The 16,850-nt window shown below is 60.3% G+C and carries 19 protein-coding genes; 16 read left to right on the top strand and 3 right to left on the bottom strand.

From position 1 onward, the window contains the following. Window positions 1-61 precede the first annotated feature (61 nt). The 14 genes from cobO to ACIOU6_RS20125 all read left to right on the top strand — a co-directional run bounded on the left by cobO (window position 62) and on the right by ACIOU6_RS20125 (window position 11,510). Entirely contained in the window at window positions 62-673 is a 612-nt protein-coding gene (gene cobO, locus ACIOU6_RS20060; protein WP_401138700.1) for a cob(I)yrinic acid a,c-diamide adenosyltransferase, read from the top strand. After that, complete coding sequence (locus ACIOU6_RS20065; RefSeq protein WP_401138701.1) at window positions 670-2,070, top strand: cobyrinate a,c-diamide synthase; 1,401 nt, start codon at window positions 670-672, stop codon at window positions 2,068-2,070. The genes cobO and ACIOU6_RS20065 overlap by 4 nt, the downstream gene beginning before the upstream one ends. Next, complete coding sequence (gene bluB / locus ACIOU6_RS20070) at window positions 2,067-2,717, top strand: 5,6-dimethylbenzimidazole synthase (RefSeq protein ID WP_401138702.1); 651 nt, start codon at window positions 2,067-2,069, stop codon at window positions 2,715-2,717. The genes ACIOU6_RS20065 and bluB overlap by 4 nt, the downstream gene beginning before the upstream one ends. Continuing rightward, window positions 2,714-3,622, top strand: coding sequence for an adenosylcobinamide-phosphate synthase CbiB (gene cbiB, locus ACIOU6_RS20075; RefSeq protein WP_401138703.1), 909 nt, complete (start codon window positions 2,714-2,716; stop codon window positions 3,620-3,622). Before bluB ends, cbiB begins: the two co-directional genes overlap by 4 nt. Beyond that, on the top strand, window positions 3,615-4,607 hold the full coding sequence (gene cobD, locus ACIOU6_RS20080; RefSeq protein ID WP_401138704.1) for a threonine-phosphate decarboxylase CobD: 993 nt from the start codon (window positions 3,615-3,617) through the stop codon (window positions 4,605-4,607). Before cbiB ends, cobD begins: the two co-directional genes overlap by 8 nt. Further along, entirely contained in the window at window positions 4,604-6,055 is a 1,452-nt protein-coding gene (locus ACIOU6_RS20085) for a cobyric acid synthase (RefSeq protein ID WP_401138705.1), read from the top strand. Before cobD ends, ACIOU6_RS20085 begins: the two co-directional genes overlap by 4 nt. 87 nt (window positions 6,056-6,142) lie before the next feature. Continuing rightward, window positions 6,143-6,664 carry a bifunctional adenosylcobinamide kinase/adenosylcobinamide-phosphate guanylyltransferase gene (cobU, locus tag ACIOU6_RS20090; RefSeq protein ID WP_401138706.1) on the top strand — a complete coding sequence of 174 codons (522 nt, stop codon included), beginning with the start codon at window positions 6,143-6,145 and terminating at the stop codon, window positions 6,662-6,664. After that, window positions 6,661-7,716: a nicotinate-nucleotide--dimethylbenzimidazole phosphoribosyltransferase gene (gene cobT / locus ACIOU6_RS20095; RefSeq protein ID WP_221732203.1), complete on the top strand. Its 1,056-nt coding sequence runs from the start codon at window positions 6,661-6,663 to the stop codon at window positions 7,714-7,716. The genes cobU and cobT overlap by 4 nt, the downstream gene beginning before the upstream one ends. Beyond that, complete coding sequence (gene cobC, locus ACIOU6_RS20100; RefSeq protein WP_221732204.1) at window positions 7,713-8,288, top strand: alpha-ribazole phosphatase family protein; 576 nt, start codon at window positions 7,713-7,715, stop codon at window positions 8,286-8,288. Before cobT ends, cobC begins: the two co-directional genes overlap by 4 nt. Window position 8,289: 1 nt before the next feature. Continuing rightward, window positions 8,290-9,021, top strand: a complete 732-nt coding sequence (locus tag ACIOU6_RS20105; RefSeq protein ID WP_221732205.1) for an adenosylcobinamide-GDP ribazoletransferase — start codon at window positions 8,290-8,292, stop codon at window positions 9,019-9,021. A gap of 89 nt (window positions 9,022-9,110) precedes the next feature. After that, window positions 9,111-9,515: a MarR family winged helix-turn-helix transcriptional regulator gene (locus tag ACIOU6_RS20110; protein ID WP_221732206.1), complete on the top strand. Its 405-nt coding sequence runs from the start codon at window positions 9,111-9,113 to the stop codon at window positions 9,513-9,515. A gap of 52 nt (window positions 9,516-9,567) precedes the next feature. After that, the gene (locus ACIOU6_RS20115; RefSeq protein WP_401138707.1) at window positions 9,568-10,776 is read left to right on the top strand and encodes an MFS transporter; all 1,209 of its coding nucleotides are present in this window, start codon (window positions 9,568-9,570) and stop codon (window positions 10,774-10,776) included. Then, on the top strand, window positions 10,773-10,895 hold the full coding sequence (locus tag ACIOU6_RS20120) for a hypothetical protein (protein ID WP_260455855.1): 123 nt from the start codon (window positions 10,773-10,775) through the stop codon (window positions 10,893-10,895). The genes ACIOU6_RS20115 and ACIOU6_RS20120 overlap by 4 nt, the downstream gene beginning before the upstream one ends. A 54-nt stretch (window positions 10,896-10,949) precedes the next feature. Next, window positions 10,950-11,510 carry a glutathione peroxidase gene (locus ACIOU6_RS20125; RefSeq protein WP_401138708.1) on the top strand — a complete coding sequence of 187 codons (561 nt, stop codon included), beginning with the start codon at window positions 10,950-10,952 and terminating at the stop codon, window positions 11,508-11,510. Between the two features lie 78 nt (window positions 11,511-11,588). Here ACIOU6_RS20125 and ACIOU6_RS20130 read toward each other — a convergent pair whose 3' ends face one another. From ACIOU6_RS20130 to ACIOU6_RS20140, 3 genes are all read right to left on the bottom strand, one after another. After that, the gene (locus ACIOU6_RS20130; protein WP_401138709.1) at window positions 11,589-12,860 is read right to left on the bottom strand and encodes an OmpP1/FadL family transporter; all 1,272 of its coding nucleotides are present in this window, start codon (window positions 12,858-12,860) and stop codon (window positions 11,589-11,591) included. 146 nt (window positions 12,861-13,006) lie between these two features. After that, entirely contained in the window at window positions 13,007-13,489 is a 483-nt protein-coding gene (locus ACIOU6_RS20135; RefSeq protein WP_221732210.1) for a hypothetical protein, read from the bottom strand. Window positions 13,490-13,765: 276 nt separating this feature from the next. Further along, complete coding sequence (locus tag ACIOU6_RS20140; RefSeq protein ID WP_221732211.1) at window positions 13,766-13,990, bottom strand: hypothetical protein; 225 nt, start codon at window positions 13,988-13,990, stop codon at window positions 13,766-13,768. A gap of 964 nt (window positions 13,991-14,954) precedes the next feature. Here ACIOU6_RS20140 and ACIOU6_RS20145 point away from each other — a divergent pair. After that, window positions 14,955-15,278: a sel1 repeat family protein gene (locus tag ACIOU6_RS20145; protein ID WP_221732212.1), complete on the top strand. Its 324-nt coding sequence runs from the start codon at window positions 14,955-14,957 to the stop codon at window positions 15,276-15,278. A 175-nt stretch (window positions 15,279-15,453) separates the two neighbouring features. Beyond that, entirely contained in the window at window positions 15,454-16,818 is a 1,365-nt protein-coding gene (gene rmuC, locus ACIOU6_RS20150; protein WP_401138717.1) for a DNA recombination protein RmuC, read from the top strand. The last annotated feature ends 32 nt before the right edge of the window (window positions 16,819-16,850 follow it).

Below are 16,850 nucleotides of genomic sequence, written 5' to 3' on the forward strand. Positions count from 1 at the left end.
TTTTTTGCCTTCTATTCTTGTGCCTGCCCGCCGTTATCCAGCCTCAACGGAGAGCTCCCCCATGACTGATTCCCCCGAGCGTGACGAACGCCATTTGGCGCGTATGCAGCGCAAAAAAGCCGTGATCGATGAACGTATCGCCAATTCGCCTGATGAGTGCGGCCTGGTGCTGGTGCTCACCGGCAATGGCAAAGGCAAAAGCAGTTCGGCGTTTGGCATGCTCGCCCGCGCCATGGGGCACGGCATGCAGTGCGGCGTGGTGCAGTTCATCAAGGGCCGCTTCAGCACCGGCGAAGAGCTGTTTTTTCGTCGCTTCCCCGAGCAGGTGCGCTTTCATGTGATGGGCGAGGGCTTCACCTGGGAAACCCAGGACCGTCAACGCGACATCGCCGCCGCCGAAGCCGCTTGGGCCGTGTCCCGAGAGCTTTTGCGCGATCCGTCGATTGGCCTGGTGGTGCTGGATGAGCTGAATATCGCCCTCAAGCACGGCTACCTCGATCTCGATCAGGTGCTCAGCGACTTGCAGGCGCGTCCGCCGATGCAACATGTGATCGTCACGGGTCGCGGCGCCAAGCCTGAAATGGTCGAGATGGGCGACACCGTCACCGAAATGGGCATGATCAAACACGCCTTCCAGGCCGGCATCAAAGCGCAGAAAGGCGTCGAACTTTGAATCAGTCACGTCATTGCCCGGCGGTACTGATTGCCGCGCCGGCCTCCGGTCAGGGCAAGACCACCGTCACGGCCGCGCTGGCCCGTTTGCACCGCAATCAAGGGCGCAAGGTGCGCGTGTTCAAGTGCGGCCCGGACTTTCTCGATCCGATGATTCTCGAGCGCGCCAGCGGTGCGCCGGTCTATCAATTGGACATGTGGATGGTCGGGGAGCAGGAAAGCCGTCGTCTGCTGTGGGAGGCCGCAGCCGAGGCCGATCTGATTCTGATCGAAGGCGTGATGGGGTTGTTTGACGGCACGCCGTCGAGCGCTGATCTGGCCCGGCATTTCGGCGTGCCGGTGCTGGGTGTGATTGATGGAACGGCGATGGCGCAGACCTTTGGTGCGTTGGCGCTGGGCTTGGCGAAATATCAGCCGGATCTGCCGTTCGCTGGCGTGCTGGCCAACCGGGTCGGTACGTTGCGTCACGCACAATTGCTTGAAGGCAGTCTGACCGAAGGCTTGCGCTGGTATGGCGCATTGTCTCGCGAGACTGGCATCGAACTGCCAAGCCGTCATCTTGGTCTGGTTCAGGCCAGCGAACTCAATGATCTCGATATGCGCCTGGACGCCGCTGCCCAAGCGCTTGCCAGCAGTTGCGAGGTAGCGCTGCCACCCGCCGTGGAATTTGCCGCGCCTGAAGTCATCACCGTAGAGCCCTTATTAAAAGGTGTGCGAATCGCCGTCGCCCACGATGAAGCGTTTGCCTTCACTTATGGCGCAAGCCTCGACCTGTTGCGGGCGATGGGCGCTGTGTTGAGTTTCTTCTCGCCGATCCGCGACACGCAGTTGCCAGAGGCTGAAAGCCTCTATCTGCCCGGCGGTTACCCGGAATTGCACCACGTTGCGTTATCGCAGAACACCGCAATGCTCGACGCCATCCGCGACCATCATGCGGCGGGAAAACCGTTGCTCGCTGAATGTGGCGGCATGCTGTATCTGCTCGACTCTTTGACGGATGTTGAGGGCAGTCGCGCCGAACTGGTCGGCTTGCTCGCGGGCGATGCGGTGATGCAGAAGCGCCTGGCGGCATTGGCGCTGCAAGCGGTTGATCTGCCGGAAGGCACGTTGCGCGGCCACACCTATCACCATTCCCTGACGACGACTGAATTGACGCCGATTGCCCGAGGCCTGAGCCCGAATGGCGGGCGTGGTGCGGAGGCGGTTTATCGGGAAGGGCGGATGACGGCTTCTTACGTGCACTTTTATTTCCCGTCGAATCCGACTGCGATTGCCGCGCTGTTTGCGCCGGACCTTGAGGCCGCCATCGCTGGCAAGCCAGCTCCCACAGGGGATTGTGTTTCGTCAGGTACTACACCGCCCACTGTGGGAGCTGGCTTGCCAGCGATGGGGCCATGACCGACAACGCATTTACTGAGGCCGAGCGCCTAGCGGTCTATCGAGCCATCGCCGAACGCCGCGACATGCGCCACTTCACTGGCGGCACCGTCGAGCCCGAGTTGCTGCGCCGTTTATTGGACGCCGCACATCAAGCGCCAAGTGTCGGCTTGATGCAGCCCTGGCGTTTCATCCGGGTCAGTGATCGCGCACTGCGCGGGCAGATCCGCAATCTCGTAGAAGAAGAACGCATCCGCACCGCTGAAGCCCTCGGCGAGCGCAGTGACGAGTTCATGAAGCTCAAGGTCGAAGGCATCAATGACTGCGCCGAAGTGCTGGTCGCGGCGCTGATGGATGATCGCGAGAAACACATTTTCGGGCGCCGCACGCTGCCGGAAATGGACATGGCTTCGTTGTCCTGTGCGATTCAGAATCTGTGGCTGGCGTCCCGTGCCGAAGGATTGGGCATGGGCTGGGTCTCGTTGTTCGAGCCGCAAGCACTGGCCGATCTGCTGAAACTGCCGGCCGGGGCCAAGCCTTTGGCGGTTTTGTGCCTGGGCCCGGTCAAGGAATTCTATCCGGCGCCGATGCTGGTACTCGAAGGGTGGGCGCAGGCGCGTCCGCTCAATGAGTTGCTGTATGAAAATTATTGGGGAGTGAGTCAATGAGTGTGGCGTTGTTGAGTGTCGCCGCGGTCGCGCTGGATGCGCTGCTGGGTGAACCGAAACGCTGGCATCCGCTGGTAGCGTTCGGCAATTTTGCCGGGCGCATCGAGCAACGGTTCAACGCTGGTGGCCGGGGCTGGCGCAGCCACGGCGTGACCGCGTGGGTGATCGCGGTGCTGCCGCTGACCTTGCTGGCCACCGCATTGTCCTGGGCGCCGTATGTGGGTTGGGTCGTCGAGATCCTCGCGCTGTATTGCGCCCTTGGCATGCGCAGCCTCGGCGAGCACGTCGAACCGGTGGCCCAGGCGCTGCGCGCCGATAATCTGGAAGAGGCGCGTAAGCGTGTCGGTTATCTGGTCAGCCGCCAGACCAGTGAACTGGACAGCACCGCCGTCGCCCGCGCGGCCACCGAGTCAGTACTGGAGAACGGCAGCGATGCGGTGTTCGCCGCGCTGTTCTGGTTTGCTGTGGCGGGTGCGCCGGGCGTTGTCCTCTACCGTTTGAGTAACACGCTCGACGCGATGTGGGGCTATCGCAACGAACGCTTCGAGCGTTTTGGCTGGTGCGCGGCAAAAATCGACGACGTGCTCAACTACATTCCTGCACGCCTTGTGGCGTTGACCTACGCACTGCTCGGTAAAACCCGACTGGCATTGAAATGCTGGCGCACCCAGGCGCCGAAATGGGACAGCCCCAACGCCGGCCCGGTGATGGCGGCAGGGGCCGGCGCGCTCGGTGTCGAGCTTGGCGGCCCGGCGATCTATCACGGCGAACTGCATGAGCGTGCGCAACTGGGCGAGGGCGCTCAGGCCGATGCCGATTCGATCGACCGCGGCTGGCAATTGGTTCAGCGCGGCGTATGGTTATGGCTGCTGATTCTCTGCGTGGGGGCTGAATTCTATGCTTGAGCACGGTGGCCGGCTGCGCAAGGCTGCACTCGAATTCGGAATCGCCGAGGCTGACTGGCTGGACCTGTCCAGCGGTCTGGCGCCGTGGCCATTTCCGATCCCCGACATTGCGTTGCGAGCCTGGGCGCGATTGCCGGAGGCCGATGACGGTCTGGAACAAGCCGCGTGCGATTATTACGGCGCTTCGCAGGTGTTGCCGGTGGCCGGTTCGCAGATGGCCATCCAGTTGCTGCCGCGCTTGCGTCGGGCTGGAAAAGTTGGCGTGTTGTCGCCGTGCTATGCCGAGCACGCCGAGGCTTGGCGCCGTAGTGGCTACATCGTGCGCGAAGTGCTGGAACAGGAAGTCGACTTCTTTATCGACAGCCTTGACGTGCTGGTGGTGGTCAATCCGAACAACCCCACCGGCCTGAGTCTGACCCCGGCGCGGCTGCTCGACTGGCATGCACGGCTGGCCCAGCGCGGTGGTTGGCTGGTGGTCGACGAAGCGTTCATGGACAACACCCCGCAGTTGAGCCTGGCTGCACATACCCATCAGGTCGGTTTGATTGTGTTGCGTTCATTCGGCAAGTTTTTTGGTCTGGCCGGGGTGCGACTGGGTTTTGTCCTGGCCGAGCGCAAGTTGCTTAAATTGCTCGCCGAGCAAGTCGGACCTTGGGCGGTCAGTGGTCCGACGCGGGTGCTGGGTCAGGCTTGTTTGCAAGACACGCAAGGTCACACCCGGCAACGCATTCGTAGCGATGAAACCAGCGAACGACTGGCGTCCTTGCTTGCGCGTCACGGTTTCCAACCGCAGGGTGGCTGCGCCTTGTTCCAGTGGCTGATCACCGAGCACGCCGCCGCGCTGCATGAATTCATGGCCCGTCGCGGCATCCTTCTGCGCCTCTTCACCCACAACAGCAGCCTGCGTTTCGGCTTGCCTGCCGACGCGGCTGAAGAGGCACGTCTCGAACAAGCGCTGCAGGCCTTTTCCAAGGAATTGAAATGACAACCCTGATGGTGCAGGGCACCACCTCCGACGCGGGCAAAAGTACGTTGGTGACCGCACTGTGCCGTTGGGCGACGCGCCAGGGTGTCGCCGTCGTGCCGTTCAAGCCGCAAAACATGGCACTCAACAGCGCGGTGACCGCCGATGGCGGCGAAATCGGCAGGGCGCAAGCGGTGCAGGCACAAGCAGCGTTTCTTGAGCCGCACACCGACATGAACCCGGTACTGCTCAAACCCAATAGCGACACCGGCGCGCAAGTGATCATCCATGGCCGCGCCGTCACCAGCATGAACGCCGTGGCCTATCACGACTACAAAGCCATCGCCATGAAGGCTGTGCTGGTCTCTCACGAGCGATTGAGCGCGGCGTACCCGTTGGTCATGGTCGAGGGCGCAGGCTCGCCGGCGGAGATCAATCTGCGCGCTGGCGATATCGCCAACATGGGGTTCGCCGAGGCGGTCGATTGCCCGGTGCTACTGATTGCCGACATCAATCGAGGTGGTGTTTTTGCTCATTTGGTTGGCACGCTGGAGTTGCTGTCGCCGAGCGAGCAGGCGCGGGTAAAAGGCTTCATCATCAACCGTTTTCGCGGTGACATCGCCTTGCTGCAACCAGGCCTCGACTGGCTTGAGCAGCGCACCGGCAAACCGGTGGTCGGCGTGTTGCCGTATGTGATGGATCTGCATCTGGAGGCTGAAGACGGCATCGACCAGCGCCAGACCGACAAGGCCGATCAAGTGCTCAAAGTGGTGGTGCCGGTGCTGCCGCGCATCAGCAACCACACCGATTTCGATCCGCTGCGTTTGCATCCACAGGTTGATCTGCAATTTGTCGGCCCGGGGCAGGCGATTCCGCCGGCTGACCTGATCATCCTGCCCGGCTCGAAAAGCGTGCGCAGTGATCTGGCCTATCTACGCGCCAACGGCTGGGACACGGCGATCAACCGTCACTTGCGCTATGGCGGCAAGCTGCTGGGGATTTGCGGCGGCCTGCAAATGCTCGGTCAGCAGGTGCATGACCCGCTGGGGCTGGAAGGCTCGCCGGGGTCCAGTGCCGGTCTCGGTTTGCTGGCGTTTGAAACGCAGCTTGAGGCCGAGAAGCAATTACGCAATGTGCGCGGGCGTCTGGCGCTGGAAGATGCTGAAGTCAGTGGCTATGAGATTCATGCCGGGGTGACGACCGGGCCGGCGCTCGAGAACGCCGCAGTGCGGCTGGATGACGGTCGTTGTGATGGTGCGCAGAGCCTTGATGGGCAGGTGTTCGGCACCTATCTGCATGGCTTGTTCGAATCGCCGGCGGCCAGTGCGGCGTTGCTGCGCTGGGCGGGGCTGAGCGATGTGCAGGAAGTGGATTATCACGGGTTGCGCGAGCGCGATATCGAGCGGTTGGCGGATCTGGTGGAGAAGCACCTCGATACTGATCTGTTGCGTCAGCTCTGTGGGATCTAGGGTGTTTCGGCTGCCGCGTTCTCTGTGGGAGCGGGCTTGCTCGCGAAGAGGCCGGTGGCCTCAATACATAACTTTCAGGATGTTCCCATGCTCCAACTGATCCTCGGCGGCGCCCGCTCCGGCAAAAGTCGCCTGGCGGAAAAACTCGCCACCGACAGCAACCTGTCAGTCACCTACATCGCCACCAGCCAACCGCTGGACGGTGAAATGAACGAGCGCGTCGCCCACCACCGCGCCCGTCGTCCAGCCGAATGGTCACTCATCGAAGAACCGCTGGAACTGGCCCGCGTCCTGCGCGAAAACGCCAATGCCGAGCGTTGCCTGCTGGTCGATTGCCTGACCCTGTGGCTGACCAATCTGCTGATGCTCGACGACGCCGAGCGGCTGACCGCCGAACGCGATGCTCTGTTGGACTGCCTGGCGTCACTGCCGGGTGAAATCATTTTTGTCAGCAACGAGACCGGAATGGGTGTCGTGCCGCTGGGCGAATTGACTCGCCGCTACGTCGATGAAGCCGGTTGGCTGCATCAAGCTCTGGCTGAGCGCTGTCAGCGTGTCGTCCTGACCGTCGCCGGCCTGCCCCTGACCCTGAAAGGACCTGCCTTATGACCCAAACCTGGTGGCTGAACCCGTGCAAACCGGTGAGCGCCGATATCGTTGAACAAGCGGCGGCGCGGCAACAGCAATTGACCAAACCAGCCGGCTCTCTGGGGCGGCTTGAGTCGGTGGCGGTGCAGTTAGCCGGTCTGCAAGGGCAGGTGAAACCGACGCTTGAACAGGTCTGGATTGCGATTTTTGCCGGTGATCACGGTGTTGTGGCTGAAGGTGTGTCGGCATTTGCGCAGGAAGTGACCGGGCAGATGCTGCTCAACTTCGTCAGCGGCGGCGCGGCGATCAGCGTGCTGGCGCGCACGCTCGGCGCACAACTGGAAGTGGTGGACCTGGGCACGGTAACGCCCACGCTGAATCTGCCGGGAGTGCGTCACTTGAATATCGGCGCAGGCACGGCGAATTTCGTTCAGGGTTCGGCGATGACTCAATCGCAAGGCGAACTCGCGTTGCTGGCCGGTCGCGACAGCGTGTTGCGTGCCAAAGCGGCGGGTACGCAGTTGTTCATCGGTGGCGAAATGGGCATCGGTAATACCACCGCGGCCAGTGCGCTCGCCTGTGCGTTGCTCGATTGCCCGGTGGCGCACCTGACCGGCCCCGGCACCGGTTTGAATGCCGAAGGTGTCAGCCATAAAGCGCAAGTGATCGAGCGCGCATTGGCGTTGCACGCCGCACAGCGTGGTGATGCGTTGCAGACACTGTTCAACCTTGGTGGTTTCGAGATTGCCGCGCTGGTCGGCGCGTATCTGGCCTGCGCGCAGGAAGGCGTAGCAGTGCTGGTCGACGGCTTTATCTGCACCGTCGCCGCGCTCGTCGCGGTGCGCTTGAATCCGGCCTGCCGCGAGTGGCTGCTGTTCGGGCATCGCGGTGCCGAGCCGGGGCATCGCCATGTGCTGGAAACCCTGAGCGCCGAACCGTTGCTGGAACTCGGCCTGCGTCTTGGCGAGGGCAGTGGCGCCGCGCTGGCGGTGCCACTGCTGCGTCTGGCCTGCGACCTGCACGGACAGATGGCGACGTTCGCTGAGGCTGCGGTGGCGGATCGTCCGGCATGACGTTGCGTCTGGATTTACTGCGACACGGTGAGACCGAACTCGGCGGTGGTTTGCGCGGCAGTCTCGATGACGCGCTCACCGAAAAGGGTTGGGCGCAGATGCGTGAAGCTGTTGTCGCGGGCGGACCGTGGGATCGTTTGGTCAGTTCGCCATTGCAGCGTTGCGCGCGGTTTGCCGCTGAACTCGGTGAAGAACTGAATCTGCCGGTGCAACTGGACAAGGATCTGCAAGAACTGCATTTCGGCGCTTGGGAAGGGCAGAGCGCGGCGGCGCTGATGGAGACGGATGCCGAGGCGCTAGGGCTGTTCTGGGCTGACCCGTATGGGTTTACGCCACCGCAGGGCGAGCCGGTCAGTGATTTTTCTGCGCGGGTGTTGACGGCGGTGGCGCGGCTGCAAGCGGCGTATGCGGGTGAGCGGGTGCTGCTGATCAGTCATGGCGGCGTGATGCGCCTGTTGCTGGCGCAAGCGCGAGGATTGCCGCGTGAACAGTTGCTCAATGTTGAAGTCGGTCACGGCGCGTTGTTCTCGCTGACGGTCGAGGTTGACGGTTTGCTCAAGGAAGGTCACTGACATGCTGCCGCTTTGGATCGCCCTGCAATTTCTGAGCAGCCTGCCGATTCGTTTGCCGGGCATGCCAGAGCCGGAACAGCTTGGGCGCTCCCTGTTGTTCTATCCGCTGGTGGGATTGCTGTTCGGCGTGATCCTTTGGGCGCTGAACCTGGCGTTGGCCGGTGCACCCTTGCTGCTCCACGCGGCGCTGTTGTTGGCGGTTTGGGTGTTGCTCAGCGGCGCCTTGCACCTTGATGGGCTGGCCGACAGTGCCGATGCCTGGCTGGGCGGCTTTGGTGATCGCGAACGTACGTTGACGATCATGAAAGACCCGCGCAGCGGGCCGATCGCTGTGGTGACGCTGGTGCTGGTGTTGCTGCTGAAATTCTCGGCCTTGCTGGCGTTGATTGAACAGCATCAAGCGATGGCGCTGATCATCGTGCCGCTGCTTGGGCGGGCGGCGTTGCTCGGGCTGTTTCTGACCACGCCCTATGTGCGCGCCGGTGGTTTGGGGCAAGCGCTGGCCGATCATCTGCCGCGCAAGGCGGGTTGGCAGGTGCTTGGGTTGAGTACGGCGGCTTGTTTGCTGATCGCCGGATTCAAAGCGATGGTTGCTTTGGTTGTAGCGCTCGTTGTGTTTTTCTGGCTGCGGCAAGTGATGATGCGACGGCTGGGCGGGACGACCGGGGATACGGCGGGGGCGTTGCTTGAATTGCTGGAGATGGCGGTGTTGGTGGGGTTGGTCTTGGTCTGACAGATGGCTGGCTTATCACGCGGCACAAACCGTATTGATAAACTGATGTGTAACTTGATTTAACACAGTCACGGGTATATACACGCACCATGCTTCCTTCTCAGTGTTTGTGCACCAACCTGCGTCGCGCCGCGCGTGGCGTCAGCAGGCATTACGACGGCGCTCTCGACGGCTTCGGGATCAACGTTGCCCAGTATTCTTTGCTGTGCAATCTGCAGCGTCTGGAGCAACCGAGCATCTCGGAACTGGCCGAAGCCATGGGCCTGGACCGCAGCACCCTGGGACGCAATGTGCGCGTGCTGGAGGGCGAGGGATTGGTCGCGCTGGCCGAAGGCGAGGACATGCGTAACCGCATCGTCCGGCTCACCGAGGCCGGTGTACAGCGACTGGCAGCGGCATTGCCGGCCTGGGAAGCGGCGCAGCAGCGGTTGATTGATCGCTTGGGCGCCGAGAAGCGTGAAACCTTGCTCAGATTGCTCGACGAACTGGCGTAGCGCCGGTTTTTTCGGGCTCAAGCGGGTATATACCCGCGAATGGAGAACAACAATGACATCGATGTGGCGTACGCGCGGTTGGGTGTTGCTGGGGAGTGCGCTGATCCTGGCGTTGTCATTGGGCATAAGGCACGGTTTTGGTCTGTTCCTGTCGCCGATGAGTGCGCAGTTTGGCTGGGGGCGCGAGGTGTTCGCCTTTGCCATCGCCTTGCAGAACCTGATCTGGGGCCTCGCCCAGCCGTTCACCGGCGCACTGGCTGACCGCTTCGGCGCGGCGAAAGTGGTGCTGGTCGGTGGCGTGCTCTACGCCGCGGGGCTGGTGTGCATGGGCCTGTCGGATTCGGCGTTGACGCTGTCCCTGAGCGCTGGCCTGTTGATTGGCATTGGTCTGTCTGGCACCTCGTTCTCGGTGATCCTGGGCGTAGTCGGTCGCGCGGTGCCCGCGGAAAAACGCAGCATGGGCATGGGCATTGCCAGCGCTGCGGGCTCCTTCGGCCAGTTCGCCATGTTGCCGGGCACGCTCGGTCTGATCGGCTGGCTCGGTTGGTCGGCTGCACTGCTGGTGTTGGGTCTATTGGTGGCGCTTATTGTGCCGCTGGTGAGCATGCTCAAAGACAACCCATTGCCAGTACTCGGTCATGAACAGACACTCTCTGAAGCCCTGCGTGAAGCCTGTTCGCACTCTGGATTCTGGCTGTTGGCCTTCGGCTTTTTCGTCTGTGGTTTTCAGGTGGTGTTCATCGGCGTGCATTTGCCGGCCTATCTGGTTGATCAACACTTGCCGGCCACGGTTGGCACCACGGTGCTGGCGCTGATCGGACTGTTCAATATCTTCGGCACCTACACCGCCGGTTGGCTCGGTGGCCGCATGTCCAAACCACGTTTACTGACAGCGTTGTATTTGCTGCGGGCGGTGGTGATCGTGTTGTTCCTCTGGCTGCCGGTGACAACGACATCGGCGTATGTGTTTGGCATGGCCATGGGTTTTCTGTGGCTGTCGACGGTGCCGTTGACCAACGGTACGGTAGCGACCTTGTTCGGCGTGCGAAATCTATCCATGCTTGGTGGCATCGTGTTTCTGTTCCATCAGCTCGGTGCCTTCCTCGGAGGGTGGCTGGGCGGGGTGGTGTATGACCGTACCGGGAGTTATGACTTGATCTGGCAAGTGGCGATACTTCTGAGCCTGTTGGCGGCGGCGTTGAACTGGCCGGTGCGCGAGCGTCCTGTCGCACGCCTGCAAACCAGTGCTGGCGCTGCATGAGCCGTTTGTGGTCACGAATTGCCCTCACCGCGCTCGGCGTCGCCTTGCTGGCGCTGGTGTGGTGGGGCTGGCATCAGGGAGGCCTGGCCTTGATGCAGTTGGGCATGAGTATTTGCTAGAAACAGGCCTGGCGAGTAACGTCGAACTCTGACGACTGCTCAAGGATGCTCGAAATGCTGATGCGCTGGTGTGCTGTTCCCGCGTTGCTGATGGCGTTGACTGGCCTGGCCCAGGCCGCTGACTGTCCGGAATTGTTGCAAGGCTCATTGCCGAAATTGCGTGCCAAGGATTCCATTGATCTGTGCAAGCAGTACGCCGACAAACCGCTGGTGGTGATCAACACCGCCAGTTTCTGTGGTTTCGCGCCACAGTTCGAAGGCCTCGAGGCACTCAATCAGCGCTACAAGGCGCAAGGTCTGGAAATGCTCGGTGTGCCCTCCAACGACTTCAAACAGGAGTCCAAGGACAGCGCTGAGACTGCCAAGGTTTGCTATGCCAACTACGGCGTGACATTCGCCATGACCGAGCCGCAGAAGGTTCGGGGTGATGACGCCACGCATATGTTTCAGGTGTTGGCTGCGCAGAGCAGTGCGCCGAAGTGGAATTTCTACAAATACGTGGTGGATCGCCAGGGCAAAGTGATCGCCAATTTCTCCAGCCTGACCAAGCCGGATGATCCGGAGTTTCTCGCCGCGATCGAGAAAGCCATTGCCTCAAAGCCGCTGAAACCCTGATCTAAATGAAAAAGCCCCGCGCTCTTTAACCGAGGCGGGGCTTTTTAGTGGGCGAGGGGTTAGCCTCGCCTGACAGCATCAGAAGCGGTAGGTTGCGCCGAGACCGAAACCGTTTGCCGAGTTTTCATACTTGGAGTTGTAGGTCTGGCCGCGATCGTTTTCGTTTCGGATCTTGACCGACTCTTCCTTCAGGTACGAATAAGCGACGTCGATCGTCAGGTCTTCGGTCGGGCTCCAGCCAGCGCCGATGCTGAAGATCGTCCGGTCGCCGGTAGGAATGCGTGGCGAACGGTCGACGTTGTTGGTCGGCGACTGGTCGAACGTCAGGCCGGTACGCAGTACCCACTCCTTGTTCAACTGGTACGACGTGCCGACGGCATAAGCCCAGGAATCGTGCCAGTTCTGGTCTTCGGTGATTTCACCGAACTGACCGGCCAATGCAGGCTGTACGCCGGAGTTCTTGACGGTGATTTTTTCCAGTTGGCTCCAACGGGTCCAGGTGGAACCGGCATAGACGTTCCAGCGGTCGTTGATCGCTTGGGTGACCGAGAAGTCGATGGACTCAGGCGTGGTGATCTTCAGCGAAGCATCGTACTTCTGGCTGGCGCTAAGGCCTGCCAGGGCCAATGCGCCGTAGTTGACCTTGGTGTTGCCTTCAAGCTTGTAGTCGACTTTGGAGTGATACGTCAGACCCAGTCGCGTGGTGTCGGTGGCTTGTACCAGCACGCCGATGTTGTAGCCCAGTGCGGTGTCGTCACCCTTGATCTTGACCTTGCCATCCGGCAGGGCCTGAGTGGCCGACAGGTTGGATTCCAGCGTGCCGTCGATGCGGTTGATGGTCGGGCCGAAACCGATCGACACCTTGTCGTTGAAGGCGTAGCTGACAGTTGGCTGAAAGGTGATGACCTGTACTTCGGACTTGCTGCCGAAGTAACGACCGGCAAACCCTTTTTCGTAGTCGGTAATCAGGCCAAACGGAACATAAACCCCCAGACCAAATGCCCAATGTTCATCGATCGGTTTGACGTAGAAGCCCATAGGTACGGAGGTGAAGGGCACCATGTCGCCTTTGTTGCTGCCGCCGTTAGGGCTGGAGCTACCGTCGCTGATATCGGTCTTGGCGTCGAGGAATGCAACACCGCCAGTGACTTGTTCGCGCTTGAGGCGCGACATGCCGGCAGGGTTGCCATAAACAGTGCTTGCGTCGTCGGCAGAAGAAGATCGCCCGGCGTAACCCGTCCCCATCCCGCTAATGCTGTGTTCGTTGATGGCAAAGCCGGCGGCGAAAATCTGCGTGGATGCCATGGCAACGGCGAGGCTAAGGGTGGTTTTGAGCATTACTTTTTTCATTATTAGAACTCCTGGTGATCACCGGGGCGAAAATTACCAACATTTTCGTTCCGGCGCTATAGTCCGTATGCGTTGAGTTAGAGCGGTTTTGTAGGACAATCCGACCAGAATGGCGACATGATGGGCGATCTTGAAAAACTGGTCAGTCAGCAAGCGACCTGATTCAGTGGTGAAACACAGGTTTGCCATGCATAAGTGAAGTCCCGCAAGCGACCCTGGGGTTGAAAAGTCTGACGCCAGATACGCGCCATGCCGAGCAGATCATTGGGGGCGGGAAGGGTGGGGTTTTGTTCTTCCACCAGCAGCCAGGCGATGGCCGTGGCGTAACGCAGGTTGACGGTCAATTCCAGGTGCGGGCTGCTGAGAAAGGCATGCTGGCTGGCCAGTCCGCGAACCAGGCTGGCGCGTTCCGGATCGAGCGCCAGATAGTCATCCCAGAGTGCCTGATGGCGATGCTCGGCGATGCGGTAGAGGCCGTGGCCTCGGCGGTCATGCAGGGCGGACCCGAGGTCGGACTGGCTGGCGGCAATGCCCAGCAAAAGGGATTCGGCAGTTGCGCAGTGGCGTCCCAGATAAATCAGCGTAGGACGGATCACGTAGCGACACAGTTCGCTGGCAGCGATACCCATAAAACCCTCGGATCTTGTTATTGGGCGGCGATACCTGAAGGTGGCCTTGGCAGCGGTGGATCGACTCAGGCTCGCCGGAAGCGGATCACGCCGCTTGAGTTGAAGTGTAGTGTCATATTTGCGACGTAAAGGCCTGTTTTTAAAATATTTCCGGCAGTGAGTTATAACCGTTATATCCGATAGTGCTTAGGCGTCGAGGGTGAAAAGTGAAACATCAGGCAATAAAAAGCCCTGCGTTTTAAGCAGGGCTTTTGCTTTTTGCAGCCTTTTCGGCTCTCAGGCAATCAAGGCCTGACGTGTACGATCGATCACGGCCTGCAGCGGTTCGGCGCTGGAGTATTGATCGGGGTACAGACGCTCGCTGTGGCGGGCGATCCCGTGTTCATTGACCACGGTGAAGCTGAAGCAGCCTTTGCGAGCGGCCATGATCAGGCAGTTCATTGGTGCAAAAGCGTTGGTTAGGGTGCGAATGGCATCCTGAGTATGGATTTGAGCAGACATAGTTATTAGGTGTTCCTACAAATGACACGGATAAGAACCGTGCAACGTTAAAACGTTCCAGTAACGTCGACCACCATTGGTCGAACGAAGAACCCGACTGGAACAAAGCAGCCAGTTTGAAGCGCTATTAAGTTGGCGCGCTTGGGCTGGCAGGTAGGTACTTAGGAGGGCAGGCAACACATCAAGGGCAAAGGTTCTGGGCCCGGGGTGAAGATCCTGATCAATTTGCAGGTTGGTTCGGTCAGAGTAAGTGGCCTTCGCAACACCCTTTGCATTCATTCAAAGGCTGTGTTGTCGCAAGATTTACCTGGAAACCATCGAGGGGTCGGTCCCGCTTTTTTCGGTAGTGGCTTCTTGGAAGAAGGTTGACCGTGGGGATGTGTTCGACCGGAATTGACTTTCAGCTTGGTACTAACGCTGCGGATACTAACGGATCGAATTGGACAAAGCAAACCCTGCGTTGAAAAAGATTGCAGTAGCGAGCGGAGTTCGCGATACGACCCCGCAGGGCGCCCCGTATTGGCACACATCTCGACCGTCGGTCGGCGAAGATATATCCGTGAAACGGCGCCTCAGAGCCCTTTATCCCCAGTCAGGGTGCCAAAACGAACCGAAAAAGCGCATTGATATAACCGGGTAACAGGCACTTGTGCACATTAGTTGCGCAGGCTGTAACGACGCTGTCACATCAATCCTGACTCCAGTGGCTGCCTGTATCGAAAGTTTAAGTCAATGAAAAACATCGCTTTTTTTTGTTGGTGAAAAAATCGTCAGTTTGACTGCGGGCCCCATTCCACAAGGCTTTGCGAGGGTTGGAGAGCGGTTGTCCACTGAGTTATCCACAGCTTCTGTGGATTGTCCCGAGCGCTTGCTCTAGCACGGGCGTGCCGGGTTATTTTTCGACTTTACCTGTAAGAAAAAGAGAGTAGAGTGGCGCGCCTTCCGATCTGTCCCACAGTGCTTTATGAAGTTTCGCTCAGTACCAGACTCTGTTACCTCAGAACATCTCCGTGTTACCTCTCCCAAGCGATTTTCCGTGCGTGTGGCCGAATGGTTGCTCGACAGTCCGCGCCTGAGTGACAGCCATAACGCCAAACACTTGGCGGGGCGCTTGCTGAAGCAACCGGCGCGTGAAGGCGTGGTTGCCGCGCAAAGCCGCCTCGGTCAGTTGATGTGCCGCGAGTGCGGTAATGCCCGGGACCGTCGCATCGGTCAGGAACTGCTGCGTCAGGCGGCCCGTGCCGGCGACCGTCGTGCTCAACAGGAACTTGGTCTCATCGAAGACTGAGCTGTCCAAGTTCTGACACCTTCGTTACCCTTCAGGCTTTATCGGATCGGCAGGAGTCGCTATGGCTATGGACTTGACCAGCGTATTGCTCGGTCTCGCAGGCGCTGGGCTGCCATTGTTGGCGCTGGCCTGGCAACTGCAACGGCGGGCGAGCACCGGACAAGCCGAGGTGGCCTTGCTCGAAGAGCGGCTGGCCATGGCGCAACTGGCGCAGGACGGGCTCAACGCTCAGCTTGATGCCAGCCGCGACGAAGTCGCTGACCTAGGGCAGGCCAACGCGAGCAAACAGGCCGATCTGGCGGCACTGCGCCGCGAAGTCGAACTGCTGCAAATCGAGCGCGACGATGCCCGTGACGCCTCCCATGCCTGGAATATCGAGCGTGCCAACAAAGAGGCTGAGCTGCGGCGCCTCGATGCTCAGGCGGCTTCGCTGAACGCCGAACTGCGTGAGCAGCAGGAAAGCCATCAACAACGCCTCAACGACCTGCAAGGCTCGCGCGATGAGCTGCGTGCGCAGTTTGCCGAACTGGCGGGCAAGATCTTCGATGAGCGTGAACAACGTTTCGCCGAAACCAGTCAGCAGCGTCTCGGCCAGTTGCTCGATCCGCTGAAAGAACGCATTCAGTCCTTTGAAAAACGCGTGGAAGAAAGCTATCAGGCCGAGGCCCGTGAGCGTTTCTCGCTGGCCAAGGAACTGGAGCGTTTGCAAGCGCTCAACCTGCGTTTGAGCGACGAGGCGACCAACCTGACCCGCGCCCTGAAAGGCCAGAAAACCCAAGGTAACTGGGGTGAGCTGATTCTTGAGCGGGTGCTGGAACACGCAGGTCTGGAGAAGGGCCGCGAATATCAGACCCAGGTCAATCTCAAAGGCCCGGACGGTGAGCGCTTCCAGCCCGACGTGATCATTTACCTGCCGGGCGACAAGCAAGTGGTGGTCGACTCCAAGGTCAGCCTCACGGCCTATCAACAATATGTGGCGGCGGATGACGACACGCTGGGGCAGGTGGCAATCAAGCAACATGTGCTGTCCCTGCGCAATCACGTCAAAGGCTTGGCCGGCAAGGATTACAAGCGCCTGGAGGGCTTGCACAGCCTGGATTTCGTCTTGCTGTTCGTACCGATCGAAGCGGCGTTTTCCGCAGCATTGCAGGCTGAGCCCAGCCTGTTTCAAGAAGCGTTCGACCGCAATATCGTCATCGTCAGCCCGACCACGTTGCTGGCGACTCTGCGAGTGATCGACAGCCTGTGGAAGCAGGAACGCCAGAGCCAGAACGCCCGGGAAATCGCCGAGCGCGCCGGATGGCTGTACGACAAGTTCGTGCTGTTCATTCAGGATCTGGACGAGGTTGGCAATCGCCTGCAGCAATTGGACAAAGCCTACAGCTCAGCGCGTAACAAACTGACAGAAGGGCGTGGCAATCTGGTCAGTCGCAGTGAACAGCTCAAGCTGCTGGGCGCGCGCGCCAGTAAGAGCTTGCCGGCAGATTTGCTCGAGCGGGCGATGACGGATGTCGATGGGCTGGTCGAGCTACCCGAATAATCACCACCAGTGCGCGCCCACGAGGGTCACCT

It is taken from the genome of Pseudomonas sp. NPDC087615, assembly GCF_044743445.1.
Classification (GTDB): Bacteria; Pseudomonadota; Gammaproteobacteria; order Pseudomonadales; family Pseudomonadaceae; genus Aquipseudomonas; species Aquipseudomonas baetica_A.

Bases quoted from the DNA above. Each gene is read 5' to 3' on its own strand.
- ACIOU6_RS20145 (WP_221732212.1), top strand. From the start codon at position 14,955: ATGAAGTTTCGCTCAGTACCAGACTCTGTTACCTCAGAACATCTCCGT.
- ACIOU6_RS20115 (WP_401138707.1), top strand. From the start codon at position 9,568: ATGACATCGATGTGGCGTACGCGCGGTTGGGTGTTGCTGGGGAGTGCG.
- ACIOU6_RS20130 (WP_401138709.1), bottom strand. From the start codon at position 12,860: ATGAAAAAAGTAATGCTCAAAACCACCCTTAGCCTCGCCGTTGCCATG.
- bluB (WP_401138702.1), top strand. From the start codon at position 2,067: ATGACCGACAACGCATTTACTGAGGCCGAGCGCCTAGCGGTCTATCGA.
- ACIOU6_RS20140 (WP_221732211.1), bottom strand. From the start codon at position 13,990: ATGTCTGCTCAAATCCATACTCAGGATGCCATTCGCACCCTAACCAAC.
- cobU (WP_401138706.1), top strand. From the start codon at position 6,143: ATGCTCCAACTGATCCTCGGCGGCGCCCGCTCCGGCAAAAGTCGCCTG.
- ACIOU6_RS20110 (WP_221732206.1), top strand. From the start codon at position 9,111: ATGCTTCCTTCTCAGTGTTTGTGCACCAACCTGCGTCGCGCCGCGCGT.
- ACIOU6_RS20085 (WP_401138705.1), top strand. From the start codon at position 4,604: ATGACAACCCTGATGGTGCAGGGCACCACCTCCGACGCGGGCAAAAGT.
- cobD (WP_401138704.1), top strand. From the start codon at position 3,615: ATGCTTGAGCACGGTGGCCGGCTGCGCAAGGCTGCACTCGAATTCGGA.
- ACIOU6_RS20135 (WP_221732210.1), bottom strand. From the start codon at position 13,489: ATGGGTATCGCTGCCAGCGAACTGTGTCGCTACGTGATCCGTCCTACG.
- ACIOU6_RS20120 (WP_260455855.1), top strand. From the start codon at position 10,773: ATGAGCCGTTTGTGGTCACGAATTGCCCTCACCGCGCTCGGCGTCGCC.
- cbiB (WP_401138703.1), top strand. From the start codon at position 2,714: ATGAGTGTGGCGTTGTTGAGTGTCGCCGCGGTCGCGCTGGATGCGCTG.
- ACIOU6_RS20105 (WP_221732205.1), top strand. From the start codon at position 8,290: ATGCTGCCGCTTTGGATCGCCCTGCAATTTCTGAGCAGCCTGCCGATT.
- ACIOU6_RS20125 (WP_401138708.1), top strand. From the start codon at position 10,950: ATGCTGATGCGCTGGTGTGCTGTTCCCGCGTTGCTGATGGCGTTGACT.
- cobT (WP_221732203.1), top strand. From the start codon at position 6,661: ATGACCCAAACCTGGTGGCTGAACCCGTGCAAACCGGTGAGCGCCGAT.
- cobC (WP_221732204.1), top strand. From the start codon at position 7,713: ATGACGTTGCGTCTGGATTTACTGCGACACGGTGAGACCGAACTCGGC.
- cobO (WP_401138700.1), top strand. From the start codon at position 62: ATGACTGATTCCCCCGAGCGTGACGAACGCCATTTGGCGCGTATGCAG.